Origin of the sequence: Brevundimonas sp., from assembly GCF_965227765.1 — a bacterium.
In the GTDB taxonomy this organism is placed as follows: Bacteria; Pseudomonadota; Alphaproteobacteria; order Caulobacterales; family Caulobacteraceae; genus Brevundimonas.
In genome coordinates, this window is the sequence record NZ_OZ245778.1 from 1,008,464 (window position 1) to 1,026,702 (window position 18,239).

The following is an 18,239-nucleotide window of genomic DNA, read 5'->3' on the forward strand; positions in this document are numbered from 1 at the left end:
GAGAGAGTGGGTGTTCGACATATCGACCTGGCGATGCGGGTCAGAAGGACTGCACGCCCTCGACCACCAGATCATAGGCTTCCAGCGACGAGGCCTTGGGTGGGTTGTCGGTCAACAGGATCATCCGCCGGACCCCGATGTCGCGCAGGATCTGGGCGCCAATGCCGTATTCGCGCGACGTCAGAACCGGCTCGTCCACCCCTTCGGCATAGTGGGAGGCCCAGGTGATGGCCGGGTTCCTGAGAAAGACAGCGACGCCCGGCGAGGAAGAGGCCGCCAGGACCTGCATGGCGCTGTCGATACGCCCGCGGCGCCCATTGTCATGGCCAAACAGGTCGGTGGCCAAGTCGATGGCGTGGGACCGGACCAGAGTGGGGATGTCCGGCTTGGGCTCGCCCCGGATCATGGCGATATGCTCGGCGCCGTCCAGACGATTGCGATAGATGACCATGCGGAAATCGGCGCCGTGGATGGTCGGCACGGACCGTTCGAAGGTCCGCTCGACTATGGTTTCGGTTCGCCGGCGAAACGGGATCAGATCGGCGATCGACAGGATTCTCAGATCATGGTCTTGGGCGAGTCGGGCCAGGGTCTCGGTTGAGGCCGGTTCACCGTCCTCGTCCAGCACCTGGCAAATGGCGGCTGATGGATCGAGGCCGGCGGCAGTGCACAGGTCGACGGCCGCTTCGGGGAACCCGGCTCGCACCAGAACCCCGCCATCGCTGGCCAGGACGGGAAAGATGTGGCCCGGCGACACCAGGTCGGACGGTCCGGACGCCCCGTCGACGGCGACCCGGATTGTGTGGGCGCGATCCTGGGCCGAAATCCCGGTAGTCACGCCCTCGCGCGCCTCGATGGAGACGGTGAAGGGGATGGCCTCCGCCGGTCTGCCGCGCTCCTCCTGCAGCGGCAGTTTCAGGCCCCGCGCCCGCTCGCGGGTGATGGCCAGACAGACCAGACCCCGGCCGTGACGCACCATGAAGTTGACCTGATCCGGCGTGGTCGATCGGGCGGGGGCGGCGATCAGCCCGCTTGTGCCCGCTTGGGCATCAGCGACGATCAGGAAGGCGCGACCCTGACGCGCCTCGGCCAGAACCTCGTCGAGGTTGGAGACCCGCAGCCTACCCTGAGATGGTTCTGACAGGATCATGCCAAGCTCGCTCATCGCGGAGCCGCCGCGCGCGCCGCCTGGGCGATGAATTTGACGTTGAGATAGGCGGACAGCCCCTCGACGCCGCCCTCCTGGCCGATGCCGCTTTCGCCAAAGCCGCCGAACGGCGTCTCGGGGTTAGACACCGCCATGGTGTTGATCCCCACCATCCCGGCCTTGAGGCCGGCGCCGACCAGGGCCGCGGTCTCGTTCGAGGTGGTGAAGGCGTAGGCGGCCAGGCCGAAGGGCAGGCTGTTGGCCCGCTCCAGCACTTCGTCCAGATCATCGAAGCCGACGATCGGGGCCACCGGCCCAAACGGTTCCTCGGTCATCAGCAGCGCGTCGTCTGGCACGTCGGTCAGGACCGTGGGCGGAAAGTGGAAGCCTGCGCCGTCGCCGGCGGCGCCTCCTGTCAGAACGGTGGCCCCACGACGCACAGCGTCCGCAACGATATCTTCCATGACCGCGACGCGCCGTGCGCTGGCCAGCGGCCCGAAGGTCACGCCCTCGGTCGTGCCGTCCCCTGAAACCAGGGCCTGGGCCTTTGCGACGAAACGTTTGGTGAAGCGCTCGCGCACTCCGTTCTGGACATAGAACCGCGTCGGCGAGATGCAGACCTGACCGGCATTGCGGAATTTGGCGGCGGCCAGAAGATCCGCGGCGACCTCAACGTCCGCATCGTCGAACACCAGGACCGGGCCGTGTCCGCCCAGTTCCATGGTCGTGCGCTTCATGCCTTCGGCGGCCAGTTTCTGGATCAGTTTCCCGACCGGGACCGAGCCGGTGAAAGAAACCTTCTTGACTATGGGGGAGGCGATCAGGTGGGCGGAGACTTCTGCGGGGGCGCCGAACACCAGGTTCAGGACGCCGTCGGGAAGGCCGGCGTCATGCAGGGCTTCGACCAGGGCCACGGCTGTACCCGGCGTGTCCTCCGCCGCCTTCAAGATCAGGGTGCAGCCGGCGGCCAGAGCTCCGCCGATCTTGCGGCACGGCGTCAGGGCCGGGAAGTTCCACGGGGTGAAAGATGCGGTGACGCCGACGGGCTCGACCACCACCATCTGGCGAACTTCGGGCGCCGAGGGCACGATCCGGCCATAGGCGCGGCGGCCTTCCTCGGCATACCATTCGATGGTCTCGGCGCCGTACAGGATTTCGCCACGCGCCTCGGCCAGAGGCTTGCCTTGCTCCAGCGTCATGATCCGGGCCATGGCCTCTATGCGCTCGCGGATCAGGGCCACGCCGCGTTTCAAGATGCGCGCGCGCTCCACCGGCGCCATGCGGCTCCAAGTGTGAAAGGCACGCTCCGCCGCTATCAGAGCGTCGTCCAGATCGCTGGCCAGCGCGTGGGGCAACATCGCCAGGGTCTCTTCGGTGGCGGGATTGAGGACGGGCTGGCCGGCGCGAGCATCGGCGCCGATACGGCGGCCGTCGATGATGAGTGTCAGTGCAGGATACATCGGCGGCTTTCAGGCGAGGGGGTTGTCTTGCAGGATCATGTCGGCGGCCTTCTCGGCGATCATCACGATGGCGGCGTGGCAGTTGCCGGACACCACGCTGGGCATCACCGAGGCGTCGACGACGCGAAGTCCAGTCAGGCCGCGCATCCGCAGGCGCGGGTCCAGGGGCGCATCTGCGGCTTCGCCCATTCGCACGCTGCAGCTGGGATGATAGATGCTGGCGCTGCGTTCGCGGCAGTAGGCCAGAAGCGCTTCGTCTGACACCACGCCCGCGCCCGGCTCCAGTTCCGCGGTGACGTAGGGGGCCAGCGCCGGCTGTTGAAGCATGTGTCGAAGGGATTTCAGGCTGTCGATATTGACCTGTCTGTCCCGCTCGGTAGCCATGTAGTTGGGGTCGATCGCGGGCGCATCCATTGGGTCCGCGGTCCTGATCCTGACCGAGCCCCGGCTTTCAGGACGAAGCTGGCAGGTCGAGGCTGTGAAGCCGGAGAAGGGATGCAGGCGGTCGCCCATCTTGGTGGTCGAATAGGTGATGAAATGCACCTGCATATCGGCGTCGGTCTCGTCCGCCTCGACCCGGAAGAATCCGCCTGCGTACCCCGCGCTGACCGTCAGAGGCCCCTTGCGCTGAAGCATGTAGCGCAGACCGATGCCCGCCATGCCCCAGGGCGTGCGCATGGCGTCGTTGACGGTGACCGCCTGCGAGGCGCGCATCACCATCCTGACCTGCATATGGTCCTGGAAGGCTGCGCCGACGCCGGGCGCGTCCAGCGCCACGGGCAGGCCGTGGGTCTTCAGCAGATCGGTCGGACCGATGCCCGACAGTTGCAGCACCTGCGGCGATCCGATGGCTCCGAGCGACAGGATGACCTCGCGGCCTGCGCTCGCGGTGTGGACCGCGCCGCCGCCATCGCGCCACTCGACCCCGGTGATGCGAGCGCCTTCCATCAGGACGCGAGTCACATGGGCGCGGGTGATGATCCGCAGGTTCGCACGCCGTTTGGCCGGGTTGAGATAGGCGACCGCCGCCGAGACCCGCAGGCCTTTGCGGGACGTCGTCTGGTAATAGCCCGCGCCTTCCTGATCGGCGCCGTTGAAGTCGTCGTTGCGCGGGTGCCCTGCCTCTTGCGCCGCCGCGATGAAGGCGTCGCACAGCGGATGATCCTCGCGCTGGTCCGAGACGGGCAGGGGGCCGCCGACGCCGTGCCAGGGGTCTTCGCCGCGCGCCTGATCCTCGGCCTTGATAAACCAGGGCAGGACATCGTCATAGCTCCAGCCCGTCGCGCCGGCGTCGCGCCATCCGTCGAAATCGCGCCTCTGACCACGGATATAGACTAGGCCGTTGATCGAGCTGGACCCGCCCAGGACCTTGCCGCGCGGCTGGACGATGCGGCGGCCGTTCAGGTTGGCCTGGGGCTCGGTCTGGTACATCCAGTTGACGCTGGGTTCGGCGAAGAGCTTGCCATAACCCATCGGGATATGGATCCACGGGTTAAGGTCCTGACCGCCCGCTTCCAGCAGCAGGACGCGGAAACGACCGGACGCGCTTAGGCGATTGGCCAGGACGCAACCGGCGGATCCTGCACCGGCGACGATGAAATCATAGGAGCCTTCGTCGATGGTCATGCCGCCAGATCCAGAACGAGGTCTGCCAGAGCCAGGGAGGAGGTCAGGCCGGGCGACTCGATGCCGTAAAGGTTGATCAGACCGGCGACGCCGTGGTCGCTCGGGCCGTCGATGCGGAAGTCGGCGGCGGGCTCGCCCGGGCCGGAAATCTTGGGGCGGATGCCGGTATAGGCGGGGGCCAGGGCGCCGTCGGCCAAGGCTGGCCAGTAGGCCCTGACGGCGGCGTAGAACCGCTCACCGCGCGAGGGATCGATGTCGTAGTCGATATGGTCGATCCACTCGACATCGGGGCCGAACCGGGCCTGTCCGCCCATGTCCAGCGTCAGGTGAACCCCCAGGCCGCCAGGCTCCGGCGTCGGATAGATCAGGCGCGAGAATGGCGCGCGGCCGGTCAGCGAGAAATAGCTGCCCTTGGCCAGAAAGCCGGTTGGAGGAGCGGCGCTCAGCGCCTCTCGGGCAGTCGCGGCTATAGCGGGCGCCGAAAGCCCGGCCGAGTTGACGACGGTGGTAGCCATCAGCACCATCGGTTCGGCGCCGCCGACGCGCACGAGGACGCCGTCGCCTGCGGGCTCCAGCATCTCGACCGGACTGTTGAGCGCCAGAACGGCGCCGGCGTCCTCGGCGTCCCCCAGCAGGGCCAGCATATAGGCGTGGCTGTCGATGATTCCGGTCGAGGGCGACATCAGGGCGGCGGCGCAGCGCAGACCAGGCTCCAGCGCCACGGCCTGTGGACCGTCAAGCCAGGTGAGATCCTCGACGCCATTGGCCTGCGCCAATCCGCGGATGGCCGAAAGCTTGCCGACGTCCGTAAGCTCCGGCGCGACGATCAGCTTGCCGCACTGGCGATGCGGGACGTGGTGGCTTCGGCAGAAGTCGTACAGTGCCGTGCGCCCGGCGACGCACAGCCGGGCCTTCAGCGAGCCCTGCGGATAATAGATCCCGGCGTGGATCACCTCGCTGTTGCGGGCGCTGGTCTCGGACCCGATTAGGCCGTGGCGCTCTAGGATCAGGACTTCACGGCCCGCCTGGGCCAGGGCGCGTGCGATGGCCAGACCGACGACGCCGGCGCCGATCACGATGGCGTCTATACGGTCCATTCAGTCGGCGCTCACAAAGCCGCCGAGGTCGGCCAGCGCGGACGCCTGAGCGTCGGCGTCGCCATGCAGAAGTTCGATCATGGTCAGGCGCCGGAAGGCCCAGCCGACCTTGTGTTCCTCGGTGACGCCGATACCGCCGTGCAGCTGTACGCCACCGGCCCCGACGATATGGCTGGATTCCGAGAGGGCGAATTTTACCGCCGCGAACAGTTTGCGCCGCTCGACAGGGTCAGGATCGTCATGGGCCGTCGCCCCCAGGATCGCGGCGCTGCGGGCGTGCTCGAGCGCGACCAGCATCTCCGCCGCCCTATGCTGCAGGGCCTGGAAGGCGGCCAGGGGCTGGCCGAACTGGACGCGTGATTTCAGGTGCTCGACCGTCGTGTCCAGCACCATCGCCATCAGGCCGACGCCTTCGCCGGCCAGCCAGGCGATGGCCCGCTGCTCGGCGCGTTCGATCAGGTCCACGGCCACTGGACCCGCCGCCAGGCGTTCAAAGGCGCCAGCCGGCAGGGCGTCGAAGGTCACGCTCGCCACCGGCAGTCCGTCGAAGGTGCGGTGCGCGTCCAGATGAACCTGCGAAGCCGACGGATCGACCAGAAGCAGGACCGGACCCTCCGTTCCGGCGGCGACGACCATCAGCCGGTCGGCGGTATCGGCCCAGGGCGCGCTGACGGCGAAGCCGCTCAGCGTGTCGTCGTCGCTGCTCAGCTCTGGCCCCTGGCCGATCCAGCTCAGGGTCAATTCGCCTGCGATGATGTCGGCTAGGGCCGGGTGGCCCAGCTCGGCCAGCACGCCGCCCCCCATCACGACGCTGGGCAGGAAAGGTTCTGCGGACAGGGCCGACCCTAACGTCTCTGCGATGAGCATGGCTTCCACGCCACCGCCGCCCAGTCCGCCCGCGTCCTCAGGTGCGAGGGCCGCGAGCACGCCGAGTTCGGCAAGGCTGGACCACAGCGTCCGGCTCCAACCGCCAGGTTCGGCCTGAACCGCGCGACGGGTTTCGAAATCATAGGTGTCGGCCACGAGGCGCGTGACCGTCTCCTTGAGCATCGACTGTTCTGGCGTGAGGTCCGGGCGCATCAGAGACCCAGAACCGATTTGGCCAGGATGGTCTTCTGGACCTCGGTCGCGCCGCCGTAGATCGACGCCGCGCGCAAGGTCATGAAGTTGGAGGCGGCCTCCAACGGCGCCTCGCCGTGACCTTCATAAGCGAAGGCCCGTCCGCGTCGGCCGGACGCCTTCAGCAGCAGTTCGGACGCCGTCTGGCGCAACTCGACACCTTTGATCTTGAGGATGGAGGATCGCGGATCGGCCTGGCCAGGCACCTGGGCGGCGAGAATCCTCAACTGTGTCACCTCAAGCACCCTGACTCCGGCTTCCAGCCGCGCCAGCTGCTCCAGAATTCGGCGGCCCTCGACGACGGGCAGGTCGGGGCACAGGGCCTTGGCGCGGGCGATAAGCCGCTTCGTCATGCCCAGGCGGGCGATGCCGGTGCGTTCGCTGGACAACAGATACTTGGCGCAGGTCCACCCGTCGTTCTCGGGGCCGACGCGGTTCTCGACCGGCACCCGAACATCATCGAGGAAGACCTCGTTGACCTCGTGGCGACCGTCGATGGTGATGATCGGGCGGATGGTCACGCCGGGCGAGCGCAGGTCGATCAGCAGGAAGCTGATCCCCATCTGACGTTTGGGCGCATCGGGATCGGTGCGGACCAGGGTGAACATCCAGTCGGCATTCTGGGCCATGCCCTGCCACATCTTCTGGCCGTTGACGACATAGTGGTCGCCGTCGCGCACCGCGGTGGTGCGCAGCGCTGCGAGGTCGGAGCCCGCGCCGGGCTCGGAGAATCCCTGGGCCCACCAGTCGTCCAGGTTGGCCGCTCGAGGCAGGAAGCGGGTCTTCTGTTCCTCGGTCCCGAACTGAATCAGGACAGGGCCCAGCATCGAAACGTTGAACGACAGGGGCTCAGGCGCGGGAGCCTGATGCAACTCGTCCATGAAGATGTGGCGCTGGACGGCGGACCAGCCCGGGCCGCCCACCGAGGTCGGCCAGGACGGCGTCGCCCAGCCCCGCCGGTTCAGGATGCGCTGCCAGGCGACAAGGTCCTCGCGCGAGATCGCCCGACCTTGGCGCATGCGGTCCCGCAACTCGGACGGCAGGGCTGTGGCCATGAAATCGCGGACCTCGTCGCGGAAGGCGATCTCTTCGGGTGAAAACGTGAGGTCCATCAGGTCCAGCGATCAGGGGAGGATTGGCCTTCAGCTTCGGGCCGCACAGCGGCGGCCTCAAGCCACGCGGCCCGCTTAGCGCGTGTGCGATACGTCGACGGCGAGGTCGGCGAGCGCCGCGCGCGAGGCTGTGGTCAGGGGGGTGGGCCGCCGAGTCTTGCGGTCGACGAAGACGTGGACGAAATGCCCGGCTGCGGCCGGTTCGTCGCGTCCCGCCAGAAAGACCGCGACCTGATAGGTCAGGCTCTTGTCCCCGATACGGGACAGCCGGACGCGGCCCTCGATGTCGTGGGGGAATTCCACCGGCGCGAAATAATCGCAGGCGCTCTGGACGCACAGGCCGATCGGCCCGTCGCCATGCAGACTGAGCACGCCGCGCTCATAGAGCATCTTGGTCACGGCCGTGTCGAACCAGCTATAATAGACGACGTTGTTGACGTGGCCGTAGGCATCGGCGTCGGCCCAACGCGTCGGGATGGTGACGCCGAAACCGAAGTCGCCGCGCCGCAGGGCTTTCAAGTCCGACATCTCAGGCTCCGGTAAAGACCGGCGGGCGGCTCTCGAAGAAGGCGTCCAGCGCTTCGCGGTGGTCGGCCGTCTCGTGCGACAGGGCCTGGAAGGCGGCGGACAGTTCCAGCACATCGGCCAGTCGCGAGTGCTGGGCTTCGCGCAGCAGACGCTTGGCCAGGCGCACCGAACGCGGCGGATTGGCCGCGACCCGTTCGGCCAGGGCCAAGGCCTCGGTCAGGACATCTTCCGGGGCCGCCAGCCGGTTGACCAGGCCCATGGCGAGCGCTTCCTGGGCGGTATAGGCGTCGCCGGTCAGGATCATCTCCGCTGCGCGGGACGGTCCCACGGCGCGAGGCAGGACCCAGGCGCCGCCGTCGCCGGGCACGATACCGACCTTGACGAAACTGGCCGCGAACTTGGCCTTCTCGGACGCCACCCGCATGTCGCAGAGCGCGGCCAGATCGCAGCCCAGACCGATCGCATGTCCGTTCACGGCCGCGATGGTGGCGATCTCCAGATCGGCGAGGGCCAGGGGAATCTTCTGGACCCCCCGGCGATAGTTGGCGCGGGTGTCGGCCGGGGTGGCCAGGGGGCCGATGCCGTTCCGGTCACGCATCCCGCGCAGATCGCCGCCGGCCGAGAAGGCGCTTCCCGAACCGGTCAGGATGAGGACGGACACTTCCGGATCTGCCTCCGCGCCTCGCAGGGCGTCGACCAGGGCCTCGCAGTCCTCGAACGAGAGGATGGCGTTGCGGGTGTCCGGTCGGTTCATCGTCACGATCGCGATGCGACCGCGACGTTCGTAGAGGACAAAGGGTTCGCTCACCTGGAATCTCCGTGCGGGGAGCGTGCACAAACGCCCATCGGCCGCGCCGCCTCAAGCGTGGAGGCGGATTCAGGGGGGACATATCGGCCCTACGATAAGGCGGGCGTGCAGGCGTCGTTCGCCTTGCCACGCGGCCCGTCGCGGCCGATCCGATGCGTCTGTTTTCGGGTGCGAGAGGAAAGCCATGCCATCGACAGTGCTTTCAGGGGTCAAGGTTCTGGACCTCAGCCGCGTCCTGGCCGCGCCCCTCGCCGCCCAACTGCTGGGCGATCTCGGTGCGGATGTCATCAAGGTCGAACGCCCCGGCAAGGGCGATGAATCCCGCGGCTACGGGCCGCCTTTCCGGCATGACGCAGACGATACGCCGACCACGGATTCTGCCTTCTATCTCGCCTGCAATCGCAACAAGCGCTCCATCACCGTGGATATGGGCCACCCCGACGGGCAGGAGATCATCCGTCGCCTGGCCGCCCAGTCCGACGTGGTGATCGAGAATTTCAAGACCGGCGGGCTGGCGCGCTACGGCCTGGATTACGAGAGCCTGAAGGCCGTCAATCCGCGCCTCGTCTATTGCTCGATCACGGGCTACGGCCAGGACGGCCCCATGGCCGCCAAGCCGGGCTACGACGGGGTCTTTCAGGCTTTGTCGGGGTTCATGAACGTATCGGGCCATCCCGATTCCGAGCCCGGCGGCGGGCCGATGAAGGTCGGCATCTCGATCATCGACATCCTGACCAGCCTCTATGCCGCCAACGCGATTCAGGCGGCGCTGTACGAACGCGACGCGCGGGGAACGGGCGAGGGCCAGTATATCGATCTTTCGCTGCTGGACTGCGGTGTGGCCTCGCTCAGCCATTTCGCCATGAGCTATCTGGTGTCCGGCGAGATCCCGGAGCGGCGCGGCAACGGCGGGTTCGGGGGCGTTCCATCCCAGGCCTTCCAGTGTCGCGATCGACAGATCTTCATCGTCGCCGGGGCCGAGCACCAGTTCGCCGCCCTGTGCAGCGCGATCCAGCGACCCGAGCTGCCGACCGATCCCCGGTTCGCCTCGACTTCCAAACGGATCGAGAACCGCAAGGTGCTGAGCCAGGTCCTGGATACGGTCTTCGCCCGGGAAACGGCGGATCACTGGCTGGCCCTTCTGGACGCCAACGACGTGCCTTCGGGGCCGGTCAACACCTTTGCCGAGGCCCTGGCCGAACCTCAGATCGTGCATCGTCAGATGCAGCGGCAAGTCGATCACGCGACCGGGCCGCTCGACATTCTGGCCAATCCCATCCGCCTGTCCCGCTCGCCCATCGGCGACTATGCCGCTCCTCCGCTGCTGGGCCAGCACACCGCCGACATCCTGAATGAGATCGGCTTCGACGCCGCCCAGCAGGTCCACCTCCACGCCGTGAAAGCGGTCTGATCCCTCATCACAAGGAACCTCCCATGACCGACAAGATCCTCAGCCGCAAAGACGGCGCCATCGGCCACATGATCTTCAACAACCCCGATAAGCTGAACGCCATCTCGCTGGAGATGTGGGAGGGGATGTCGACCATCATGGCCGACTTCGAATCCGACCCGGAAATCCGCGTCATCGTCATCTCGGGCGCGGGCGGCGTCTCCTTCATCGCTGGCGCCGACGTGTCCAAATACGAGGAAGAGCGCATGGGCGAGAACGCCCAGGAGCACTATGCGCAGACCGGCGAGCGCGGCCTGACCGCCATCTATGCCTCCAAGAAGGTGACGATCGCCGCCATTGACGGCTGGTGCATCGGCGGCGGCATCTCGGTCGCGGTGTCCTGCGACCTGCGGTACTGCTCGTCCAAGTCCAAGTTCGGCCAGCCCGCCATGCGCTACGGCATCGGCTACCGCTACAAGAGCCTGTCGCGCCTAGTCGACATCATCGGCGTTCCGGCGTCCAAGGATATGCTCCTGGGCGGCCTCCAGTTCACGGCGGATGAAGCCTACGCCAAGGGCCTGGTCGGTCGCGTCGTGGCCGAGGGCGAAGAGTTCGACGCCTTCATCAAGAAGACCGCCGCCAACATCGCCGGCGGCGCGCCCCTGACGGGCGAACAGGTCAAGTTCACCCTGGCCAATATCCTCAAGGACCCGGCTGACCGCGACCTGGTCAAGTGCGAAGAGATGTTCCAGACCTGCTACGCCTCGGCCGACTACAAGGAAGGCATCCGCGCCTTCGCCGAGAAGCGCAAGCCGGTCTTCCGGGGCGTCTGATGAGCCAGGAACTGAAGGGCCGGACCGCCCTCGTTACGGGGGCGTCGTCCGGTCTGGGGCGGCATCTGGCCAGGCGTCTGGCTGCCGCCGGGGCCAATGTGGTCGCCGGCGCCCGGCGCCTCGATCAGCTGGAAGCCCTGGCTGCCGAGGTGCGGGCCGAGGGTGGGCGAATTGAACCCGTGCGCATGGATGTGGAGGACGAAGCTTCGATCATGGCGGCCTTCGACGCCGCCGAGGCCGCGTTCGGAACGGTCGACGTGGTCCTGGCCAATGCCGGGCTGAATGCCCAGGGCGCCGCCGTTGATCTGGACGCGGACGCTCTGGCGCAGCTGCTTCGCGTCAATGTACAGGGCGTCTATCTGACGGCGCGCGAGGCGGCGCGCAGGCTGATCGCCTCGCCGGAACCGTCCAAAGGCCGGATTATTCTGGTTGGGTCGGTCGGCACGCTGAAACCCCTGGTCGGCTTGACCGCCTATTCCATGTCCAAGGCCGCCGTCGGCATGATGGGCAAGGGGTTGGCGCGTGAGTGGGCGCGCTGGGGCGTCAACGTCAACACCATCTGCCCCGGCTGGATCGAAACCGAATTGAACGGCGAATGGCTCGCGTCCGAGCCGGGCCAGAAGCTGGTCAAATCCTTCCCTCGTCGTCGGGTCATGCAGCCCGCCGATCTGGACGGCCTGGTGCTGTTCCTGGCGTCCGACGCTTCGGAATCCGTGACCGGCGGCGTCTTCTCGGTCGACGAAGGCCAATCTCTCTAGTCTTGCAAGGAAGTCTCCGATGGACCCGATTTCTGTCCAGATCGACGGCGGCGTCGCCGTCATCACGATCGACTCGCCGCCGGTCAATGCGCTCAGCCTGGCGGTCCGCACGGGTCTGATGGCCGCGCTGGATGCGGTGGACCAGGACGCCGCCGTTCGGGGTGTCGTCCTGATCGGGAACAACGGCTTCATCGCCGGCGCCGACATCAGCGAGTTCGGAACGCCCAAACACAAGCAGGGGCCGAGCCTGCGCGCCCTGCAGGAACGGCTGGAGAGCCTGTCCAAGCCGGTGGTCGCGGCCCTGGCGGGCAATGCTTTGGGGGGAGGGCTGGAGATCGCCCTGGCCTGTCATGCGCGGGTCGCGGACAGTTCCGCCCGGATCGGGCTGCCCGAGGTCAAGCTGGGACTGCTGCCCGGCGCCGGAGGAACGGTGCGGCTGCCGCGTCTTATCGGACCGACCGCCGCCCTGGACATCATGACCGGCGGCCAGCCGATCAATGCGGCCAAGGCCCTGGGGTTGGGTATCGTCGAGGCGGTGGTCCCGGTTCTGCGCGAAGGGGCCATCGCCCATGCCCTGGCTCTGTCCGAAGGTCCGCTGCCCGCACCCGTCATCGCGCGCGACGACCGGCTCTCGGGGACCGACGCCGCCCTGTTCGAGGCCTATCGCAAGGGCATTGCCCGCAAGGCGCGCGGACAACTGGCGCCCTTCCGCATCATCGACTGCGTCGAGCGCACCTGCACCCTACCGGCCCAGGACGCTCTGGCCGCCGAGGGCGAGGCCTTCATGGAGCTGGTCTCGGGCGAACAGCATCGGGCCTTGAAACATTACTTCTTCGCCGAACGGCAGGCGCGCAAGATCCCGGGCCTGTCCAAGGACATTCAGCCCCTGCCGATCCGCTCGGTCGGGGTGGTCGGCGCCGGCCTGATGGGCGGCGGCATCGCCATGGTGTTCGCCAATGCCGGCCTGCCAGTCACCCTGCTGGACGTCAGCCAGGAGGCCGTCGACCGGGGTCTGGCCAAGATCCGCGACAACTATGAGATCAGCGTCGGCCGGGGCTCTATGCGCCCCGAGGCCCGGGATCGCGCCCTGGCGCTGATCCGCACCACGACCGATTACGCCGACTTTAGCGAGATCGACTTCGCCATCGAGGCGGTGTTCGAGGACATGGCGATCAAGACCGCCATCTTCAAACAGCTGGATTCGGCGGCCCCAGCCCACGCCATTCTCGCCACCAATACGTCGGCTCTGGATATCGACGAGATCGCGGCGGCGACCGGGCGGCCTGACAAGGTCGTCGGTGCTCACTTCTTCAGCCCGGCCAATGTCATGAAGCTGCTGGAGAATGTCAGGGGCGCCAAAAGCTCTCCTGAAACCCTGGCGACGGTCATGGATCTGGGCAAGCGGCTGAGCAAAGTCGTGGCCCTGGCCGGCAACTGCGACGGGTTCATCGGCAACCGGATGCTCAACTACTATTCGATGGAGGCCGAGTTCCTGCTGGAGGACGGCGCCACGCCAGAGCAGGTCGACCGGGTGGCCGAGGCCTTTGGCATGCCGATGGGACCGCTGGCGATGCGCGACCTGATCGGCTTCGAGCTGAGCGTGAAGGGCAGGGACGCGCGCCGCGCCACCCTGCCGCCCGGCGAGCGCATGCCCGAGATGGTCGAGCGCCTGCTGGAAGCTGGACGGTTGGGCCAGAAGAACGGTCTGGGCTTCTATCGCTACGAAGGCCGCGAGCGGAAACCGGACCCTGAGGCCAAGGCTATCATCGAGCGACAGGCCGCCGCGCTGGGCTGCGTGCGCCGTGATCTGTCGGATGACGAGGTCCGCGACCGCCTCTTCATGCCCTTGGTCAACGAGGGCGCGCGCGAGCTTGAAGAAGGCGTCGCCATGCGTGCTGGCGACATCGATGTGGTCTGGGTCAATGGCTACGGCTTCCCCTCATATCGCGGCGGGCCGATGTTCTGGGGTGAGGCTGCGGGACTGGACCGGGTCTTGGCTCGGGCCGAGCAGATGGCCGCCAAGAACGGCCCGCGCTGGGCGCCCTGTGATCTGCTGAGGAAACTCGTCGCCGCAGGCAAGGGCTTCGCCGATGCCGGTGAGTTCATCGAGAGCGCGAAGGGGTGACCCTGCGCTTCGACGGGCGGGCGGCCATCGTCACGGGCGCGGCCTCGGGCATCGGCCGGGCCATCGCGGAACTGCTCGTCGAGCGAGGGGCGAGGGTCCTGATCAACGATGCTGACGGTGGCCTCGCTGCCAAAACCGCCGAGGCGCTGGGGCCAGAGGCCATCGCCAACAGCGCGCCAGTCGGCACGCCTGAGGCGGCGCGAGCCATCGTGGCGGTGGCTATGGCGGCCTTCGGTCGGCTGGATATCCTGGTCAACAACGCTGGGGTCGTGGCGCCCGGAGCCTTCGACGGCGGCGAGGACGCAGCCATTGAACGCGTCATGCGGATCAACCTGTCCGGTCCCTATGCCCTGTGCCGGGCGGCGTGGCCGCACCTCACCGAGACGGGCGCCGGGCGGATCGTCAACCTATGTTCCAGCGCCGCCCTGGGGTCGGGTGTCAGCGGTCCCTACGCCGTGTCAAAGGCGGGCCTGATCGGCCTGACCAAGGAGGCTGCAACGGCGGGACTGCAGTCAGGCCTTCGGGTGAATGCGGTCATGCCCTCGGCCTATACCAGCATGCTGGAGCGCCACCCGGATCCGACGTTCAGGGACTGGATGAAGGCCAATCTTCGCCCGGAGATGGTGGCCCCGGTGGTCGCCTATCTGGCGTCGTCGGAGTGCGATTTGACCGGCGAGATCCTGAGCGCGGGCGGCGGGCGGTTCAGCCGCATCGGCTTGATGGAAAGCCAGGGCCTGGTGCTGCACGACCTGACGCCCGAGGGGGTCCGAGATGGTCTTTCCGGCGCGGGCAAGATCGAAGATGGCGTGCGTCTGGACAGCCAACGCGATCACCAGGCTGCCTACGCCAAAGTCTTCGCCGGCTATCCGTTGGACTGATCACCGGAGGGATCGGCCGTTCCCAACAGGCCTCCGGCGTCACCCTGAACCACCCTGTCGAAGGCGCCTAGAATATCTCGAACAGACCGGCCGCGCCCATGCCCCCGCCGATGCACATGGTGACGACGCCGTATTTCGCGCCACGACGCTTGCCTTCGATCAGCAGGTGGCCCGTCATACGCGCGCCGGACATGCCGTAGGGATGGCCGATGACGATGGCGCCGCCCGACACGTTCAGCCGGTCATTGTCGATCTCGAGCCGATCGCGGCAATAGATCACCTGCGAGGCGAAGGCCTCGTTCAGTTCCCACAGGTCGATGTCATGAACCGTCAGGCCGTGGCGGGCCAGAAGCTTGGGCACGGCCAGCACCGGGCCGATGCCCATCTCCTCGGGCGCGCATCCGGCAACGGCGAAACCAACGAAGGCTCCGAGCGGGGACAGGTCGCGGCGAGCCGCTTCCTGCTCGGACATGATCACGCAGGCGCTGGCCCCGTCCGACAACTGGCTGGCGTTACCGGCCGTGACGAAGCCGCCCTCGGCTACGGGCTTCAGGCTGGACAGGCCATCGAGCGTGGTCTCGGGCCGTGCGCCCTCGTCGGCGGCCAGTTCGACCGTTTCGTGACCCAGCACCTGTCCGGTCTTGTCGCGCAGGACCTTGGTCGCTGTCAGCGGTGACAACTCGGCGTCGAACCGGCCCGCGGCGCGCGCGACCGCATAACGCTGCTGGCTTTGCAGGGCGTAGGCGTCCTGGGCCTCGCGTGTGACGCCATAGCGTGAGGCGACCTCGTCTCCGGTGCGGATCATAGGCCAGTAAAGGCCTGCGCGGTTCTGTTTGATCCAGTCGTCCTGACGGCCGGCCATGTTCATAGTCGGCTGCGTCAGGGAGATGGATTCTACCCCTCCGGCGACGAAGATCTCGGCCTCTCCGGCCAGTATCCTCTGGGCGGCCAGGGCGATGGCCTGCAAACCGGACGAGCATTTCCGGTCCAGCGCCATGCCAGACACGCTGTCGGGCAGGCCGGCGCGGAAGGCCGACTGGCGCGCGATATTGTTGCCGGTCGCGCCCTCGGGCGTGGCGCAGCCCAGGATCACGTCCTCGACCTCCGCGCCCTCGATCCCGGCGCGGACGATGGCCTGGGCCACCGCGTGGCCGCCCAGGGCCGAGCCATGCGTGTCGTTCAGCGCGCCGCGAAAGGCCTTGCCGACGGGCGTGCGCGCGGTCGAGACGATGACGGGACGGTTCATGCAACAGGATCCGAACGGCGGGCGAGCGTCGCCCAGAGAACATCGGCGCCGATGGCGGCAGCCTGCCGGCCCAGCCGCTCGGCCCAGAAGGCGTCGGAGCCGCATTCCGAGCGCCACGACACCATCCGTCGAGTGAAGGGATGCAGCGGGTATTCAGCCGTGAAGCCGATCGCGCCATGGACCTGATGGGCCGTCGCTGCGCCCACGTCAGCAGCGCGGTTGGCGATGAATTTGGCGGCGGCGATTTCCAGACCGGAGTCGCCTCGATCCAGCGCCCGCGCCGCAGCTTGGCCCGCAGCATTTACCGCCGCAGCCTCCTCGGCGAAGACGGCCAGCGACTGTTGCACCGCTTGGAACTTGCCGATGGGACGGCCGAACTGCACCCGGTCGTTGGCATAGGCCACCGATTGATCCAGCGCCGCGTCAAGCGCTCCGGCCATCTGGGCCGTGCGGGCGAAGGCGGCCAGGGCCAGCAGATCGACCCCATCGCCCTGTTGCACCGGAGCCTGGTCGAAGACGATCTCGCAGCGGGGCTCGCCGGCGGGGTTGGCGGTCGTGTGAATGGCCTCGGCGTCCGAGGTGGCGATACGCCAAACGGCGCCGTCCAGCGCGAACAGCAGACTGTCCGCCGCCGCGCCCCAGGGCGCTCCGGCCAGCCGACCGCTGAACCGGCCGTCTTCGATCCGGCCGTCGACCTTAAGAGCGAAGGTCTCGATTGCCTTGACGGCAGGCAGGCCTGCGGCGTTGGCTGCGGCTGCGGCTGTGAGGGTCTCGGCCAGCGGCTGAGCGACCGCATGGAAACCGGCCAGGCGAAGCACGGCGAAGGCGTCGCCGAAATCACCGCCGAAGCCGCCGTCGGCTTCAGGCGTGAGCAGCAGGGGGAATCCGGCCTCGGCTATCTGCGCCCAGGTCAGGTCGGGGGCCGCGAACAGCTTTTCAGCGGTCGCGACCAGAAGATCCCGGCTTTCACTCATCTCAGGCCCAGCCCCCGTGCAATGATGCTTCTGAGGATTTCGCGCGTCCCGCCTCTGAGCGAGAAGGACGGTGAGACCTGAAGCAGGACGGAAAGAACCCGCGCGAAATCGTCCCGGCCGGACAGGTCGGCGTCGACCACAGCCTGCACGGCGCGGGGCATCCACTGTTCGAAGCCATTGCCCAGATCCTTGACCACGGCGGCCTCCAATACAGGGTCCTCGCCGGCCGCCAGCTTGGCCGCCGTCGACATGGACATCTGGCGGATCGTCATTAGGCGCGCCGTGATCTCGCCGATCAGCTCGGCCAGGCGTGGCGCGGGATTCGACCCCGCCAGTCGCACCAGCTCGGTCAGCAGGGCATAGCTGGACAGATAGCGTTCGGGGCCCGAGCGTTCGAGCGACAGTTCGGCCGTGACCTGGCTCCAGCCGGCCCCGGCCTCGCCGACCCGCATGGTGTCGGGCACATAGACATCGTCCAAGAAGACCTCGTTGAAGTCGTGCCCGCCGGTCAGGTCGATGATCGGCCGAACCTCGACGCCCGGCTGGTCCATTTCGATCAGGAACTGGGTCAGACCGTTCTGGCGCTCGGACCCTTCCTCGGTGCGCACCAGGGCGATCATCAGCTGGGCGTTGTGGGCGTTTGTCGTCCAGGTCTTCTGGCCGGAGATACGCCAGCCATCGCCCTCGCGGACGGCGCGGGCGCGCACCGACGCCAGGTCCGAGCCGGAGTTGGGTTCGCTCATGCCGATACAGGCGTAGAGTTCACCGGCAGCCATGCGCGGCAGGAAGCGCTGGCGCTGTTCCTCTGTGCCGTATCTCAGCAGCAGGGCGCCGGTCTGGCGATCCGCGATCCAGTGCATCCCGACGGGTGCGCCAGCGGCCAGCAGCTCCTCCAGCACGACATAACGTTCGAGCGGATGCCGCTCATGCCCGCCATACTGTCTGGGCCAGATCATGCCGATATATCCGGCCTGGCCCAGGGCGCGGCTGAAGGCGGCGTCGCCCACGGCCCAGCAGTTGGCTCTCAATGCCGCGTCTTCGGCCTTGGGCGCGTGTTCAGCGATGAAGGCCCGGATGTCGGCGCGTAGCTGTGCCACGTCGCCGGGCGGTTCGAACGGTCTGATGTCAAAGGTTCCCA

At 67.4% G+C, this 18,239-nt stretch carries 16 protein-coding genes; 5 read left to right on the forward strand and 11 right to left on the reverse strand.

Annotated elements, in window-relative coordinates; all coding sequences use genetic code 11:
* Window positions 1-40 precede the first annotated feature (40 nt).
* The 8 genes from ACO05L_RS04870 to ACO05L_RS04905 form a co-directional block, all read right to left on the reverse strand.
* The gene (locus ACO05L_RS04870) at window positions 41-1,150 is read right to left on the reverse strand and encodes a 3,4-dihydroxy-2-butanone-4-phosphate synthase (RefSeq protein WP_421731045.1); all 1,110 of its coding nucleotides are present in this window, start codon (window positions 1,148-1,150) and stop codon (window positions 41-43) included.
* A gap of 11 nt (window positions 1,151-1,161) precedes the next feature.
* The gene (locus tag ACO05L_RS04875; RefSeq protein ID WP_421731046.1) at window positions 1,162-2,607 is read right to left on the reverse strand and encodes an NAD-dependent succinate-semialdehyde dehydrogenase; all 1,446 of its coding nucleotides are present in this window, start codon (window positions 2,605-2,607) and stop codon (window positions 1,162-1,164) included.
* A gap of 9 nt (window positions 2,608-2,616) precedes the next feature.
* Window positions 2,617-4,233 (reverse strand): GMC family oxidoreductase, encoded by a 1,617-nt coding sequence (locus ACO05L_RS04880; RefSeq protein WP_421731047.1) that lies wholly within the window; start codon window positions 4,231-4,233, stop codon window positions 2,617-2,619.
* Entirely contained in the window at window positions 4,230-5,330 is a 1,101-nt protein-coding gene (locus ACO05L_RS04885) for an NAD(P)/FAD-dependent oxidoreductase (protein ID WP_421731048.1), read from the reverse strand. The genes ACO05L_RS04880 and ACO05L_RS04885 overlap by 4 nt, the downstream gene beginning before the upstream one ends.
* A complete protein-coding gene (locus ACO05L_RS04890) occupies window positions 5,331-6,410 on the reverse strand; it encodes an acyl-CoA dehydrogenase family protein (RefSeq protein WP_421731049.1) in 1,080 nt (359 codons plus the stop codon).
* Window positions 6,410-7,561: an acyl-CoA dehydrogenase family protein gene (locus tag ACO05L_RS04895; protein ID WP_421731050.1), complete on the reverse strand. Its 1,152-nt coding sequence runs from the start codon at window positions 7,559-7,561 to the stop codon at window positions 6,410-6,412. Before ACO05L_RS04895 ends, ACO05L_RS04890 begins: the two co-directional genes overlap by 1 nt.
* Window positions 7,562-7,636: 75 nt before the next feature.
* Window positions 7,637-8,089 carry an acyl-CoA thioesterase gene (locus ACO05L_RS04900; RefSeq protein WP_421731051.1) on the reverse strand — a complete coding sequence of 151 codons (453 nt, stop codon included), beginning with the start codon at window positions 8,087-8,089 and terminating at the stop codon, window positions 7,637-7,639.
* Window position 8,090: 1 nt separating this feature from the next.
* Complete coding sequence (locus ACO05L_RS04905) at window positions 8,091-8,897, reverse strand: crotonase/enoyl-CoA hydratase family protein (protein WP_421731052.1); 807 nt, start codon at window positions 8,895-8,897, stop codon at window positions 8,091-8,093.
* A 184-nt stretch (window positions 8,898-9,081) separates the two neighbouring features.
* Here ACO05L_RS04905 and ACO05L_RS04910 point away from each other — a divergent pair, with 184 nt between their 5' ends.
* Genes ACO05L_RS04910 through ACO05L_RS04930 form a run of 5 tightly spaced genes read left to right on the forward strand, consistent with a single transcriptional unit; the run spans window position 9,082 to window position 14,881 of the window.
* Complete coding sequence (locus ACO05L_RS04910; RefSeq protein ID WP_421731053.1) at window positions 9,082-10,308, forward strand: CaiB/BaiF CoA transferase family protein; 1,227 nt, start codon at window positions 9,082-9,084, stop codon at window positions 10,306-10,308.
* A 23-nt stretch (window positions 10,309-10,331) separates the two neighbouring features.
* The gene (locus ACO05L_RS04915; RefSeq protein ID WP_421731054.1) at window positions 10,332-11,120 is read left to right on the forward strand and encodes an enoyl-CoA hydratase; all 789 of its coding nucleotides are present in this window, start codon (window positions 10,332-10,334) and stop codon (window positions 11,118-11,120) included.
* Window positions 11,120-11,878 (forward strand): SDR family NAD(P)-dependent oxidoreductase, encoded by a 759-nt coding sequence (locus ACO05L_RS04920; protein WP_421731055.1) that lies wholly within the window; start codon window positions 11,120-11,122, stop codon window positions 11,876-11,878. Before ACO05L_RS04915 ends, ACO05L_RS04920 begins: the two co-directional genes overlap by 1 nt.
* A 19-nt stretch (window positions 11,879-11,897) precedes the next feature.
* Window positions 11,898-14,003, forward strand: a complete 2,106-nt coding sequence (locus ACO05L_RS04925) for a 3-hydroxyacyl-CoA dehydrogenase NAD-binding domain-containing protein (RefSeq protein WP_421731056.1) — start codon at window positions 11,898-11,900, stop codon at window positions 14,001-14,003.
* Window positions 14,000-14,881 (forward strand): SDR family NAD(P)-dependent oxidoreductase, encoded by an 882-nt coding sequence (locus tag ACO05L_RS04930; RefSeq protein WP_421731057.1) that lies wholly within the window; start codon window positions 14,000-14,002, stop codon window positions 14,879-14,881. Before ACO05L_RS04925 ends, ACO05L_RS04930 begins: the two co-directional genes overlap by 4 nt.
* A 67-nt stretch (window positions 14,882-14,948) precedes the next feature.
* On the opposite strand, the gene ACO05L_RS04935 is transcribed toward ACO05L_RS04930, so the two are convergent.
* From ACO05L_RS04935 to ACO05L_RS04945, 3 genes are read right to left on the reverse strand one after another with little or no spacing between them, the layout of a single operon-like run.
* The gene (locus ACO05L_RS04935) at window positions 14,949-16,127 is read right to left on the reverse strand and encodes an acetyl-CoA C-acyltransferase (protein WP_421731058.1); all 1,179 of its coding nucleotides are present in this window, start codon (window positions 16,125-16,127) and stop codon (window positions 14,949-14,951) included.
* Complete coding sequence (locus tag ACO05L_RS04940) at window positions 16,124-17,101, reverse strand: acyl-CoA dehydrogenase family protein (protein ID WP_421731059.1); 978 nt, start codon at window positions 17,099-17,101, stop codon at window positions 16,124-16,126. The genes ACO05L_RS04935 and ACO05L_RS04940 overlap by 4 nt, the downstream gene beginning before the upstream one ends.
* Window positions 17,098-18,198 carry an acyl-CoA dehydrogenase family protein gene (locus ACO05L_RS04945; protein WP_421731060.1) on the reverse strand — a complete coding sequence of 367 codons (1,101 nt, stop codon included), beginning with the start codon at window positions 18,196-18,198 and terminating at the stop codon, window positions 17,098-17,100. The genes ACO05L_RS04940 and ACO05L_RS04945 overlap by 4 nt, the downstream gene beginning before the upstream one ends.
* Window positions 18,199-18,239: the final 41 nt, after the last annotated feature.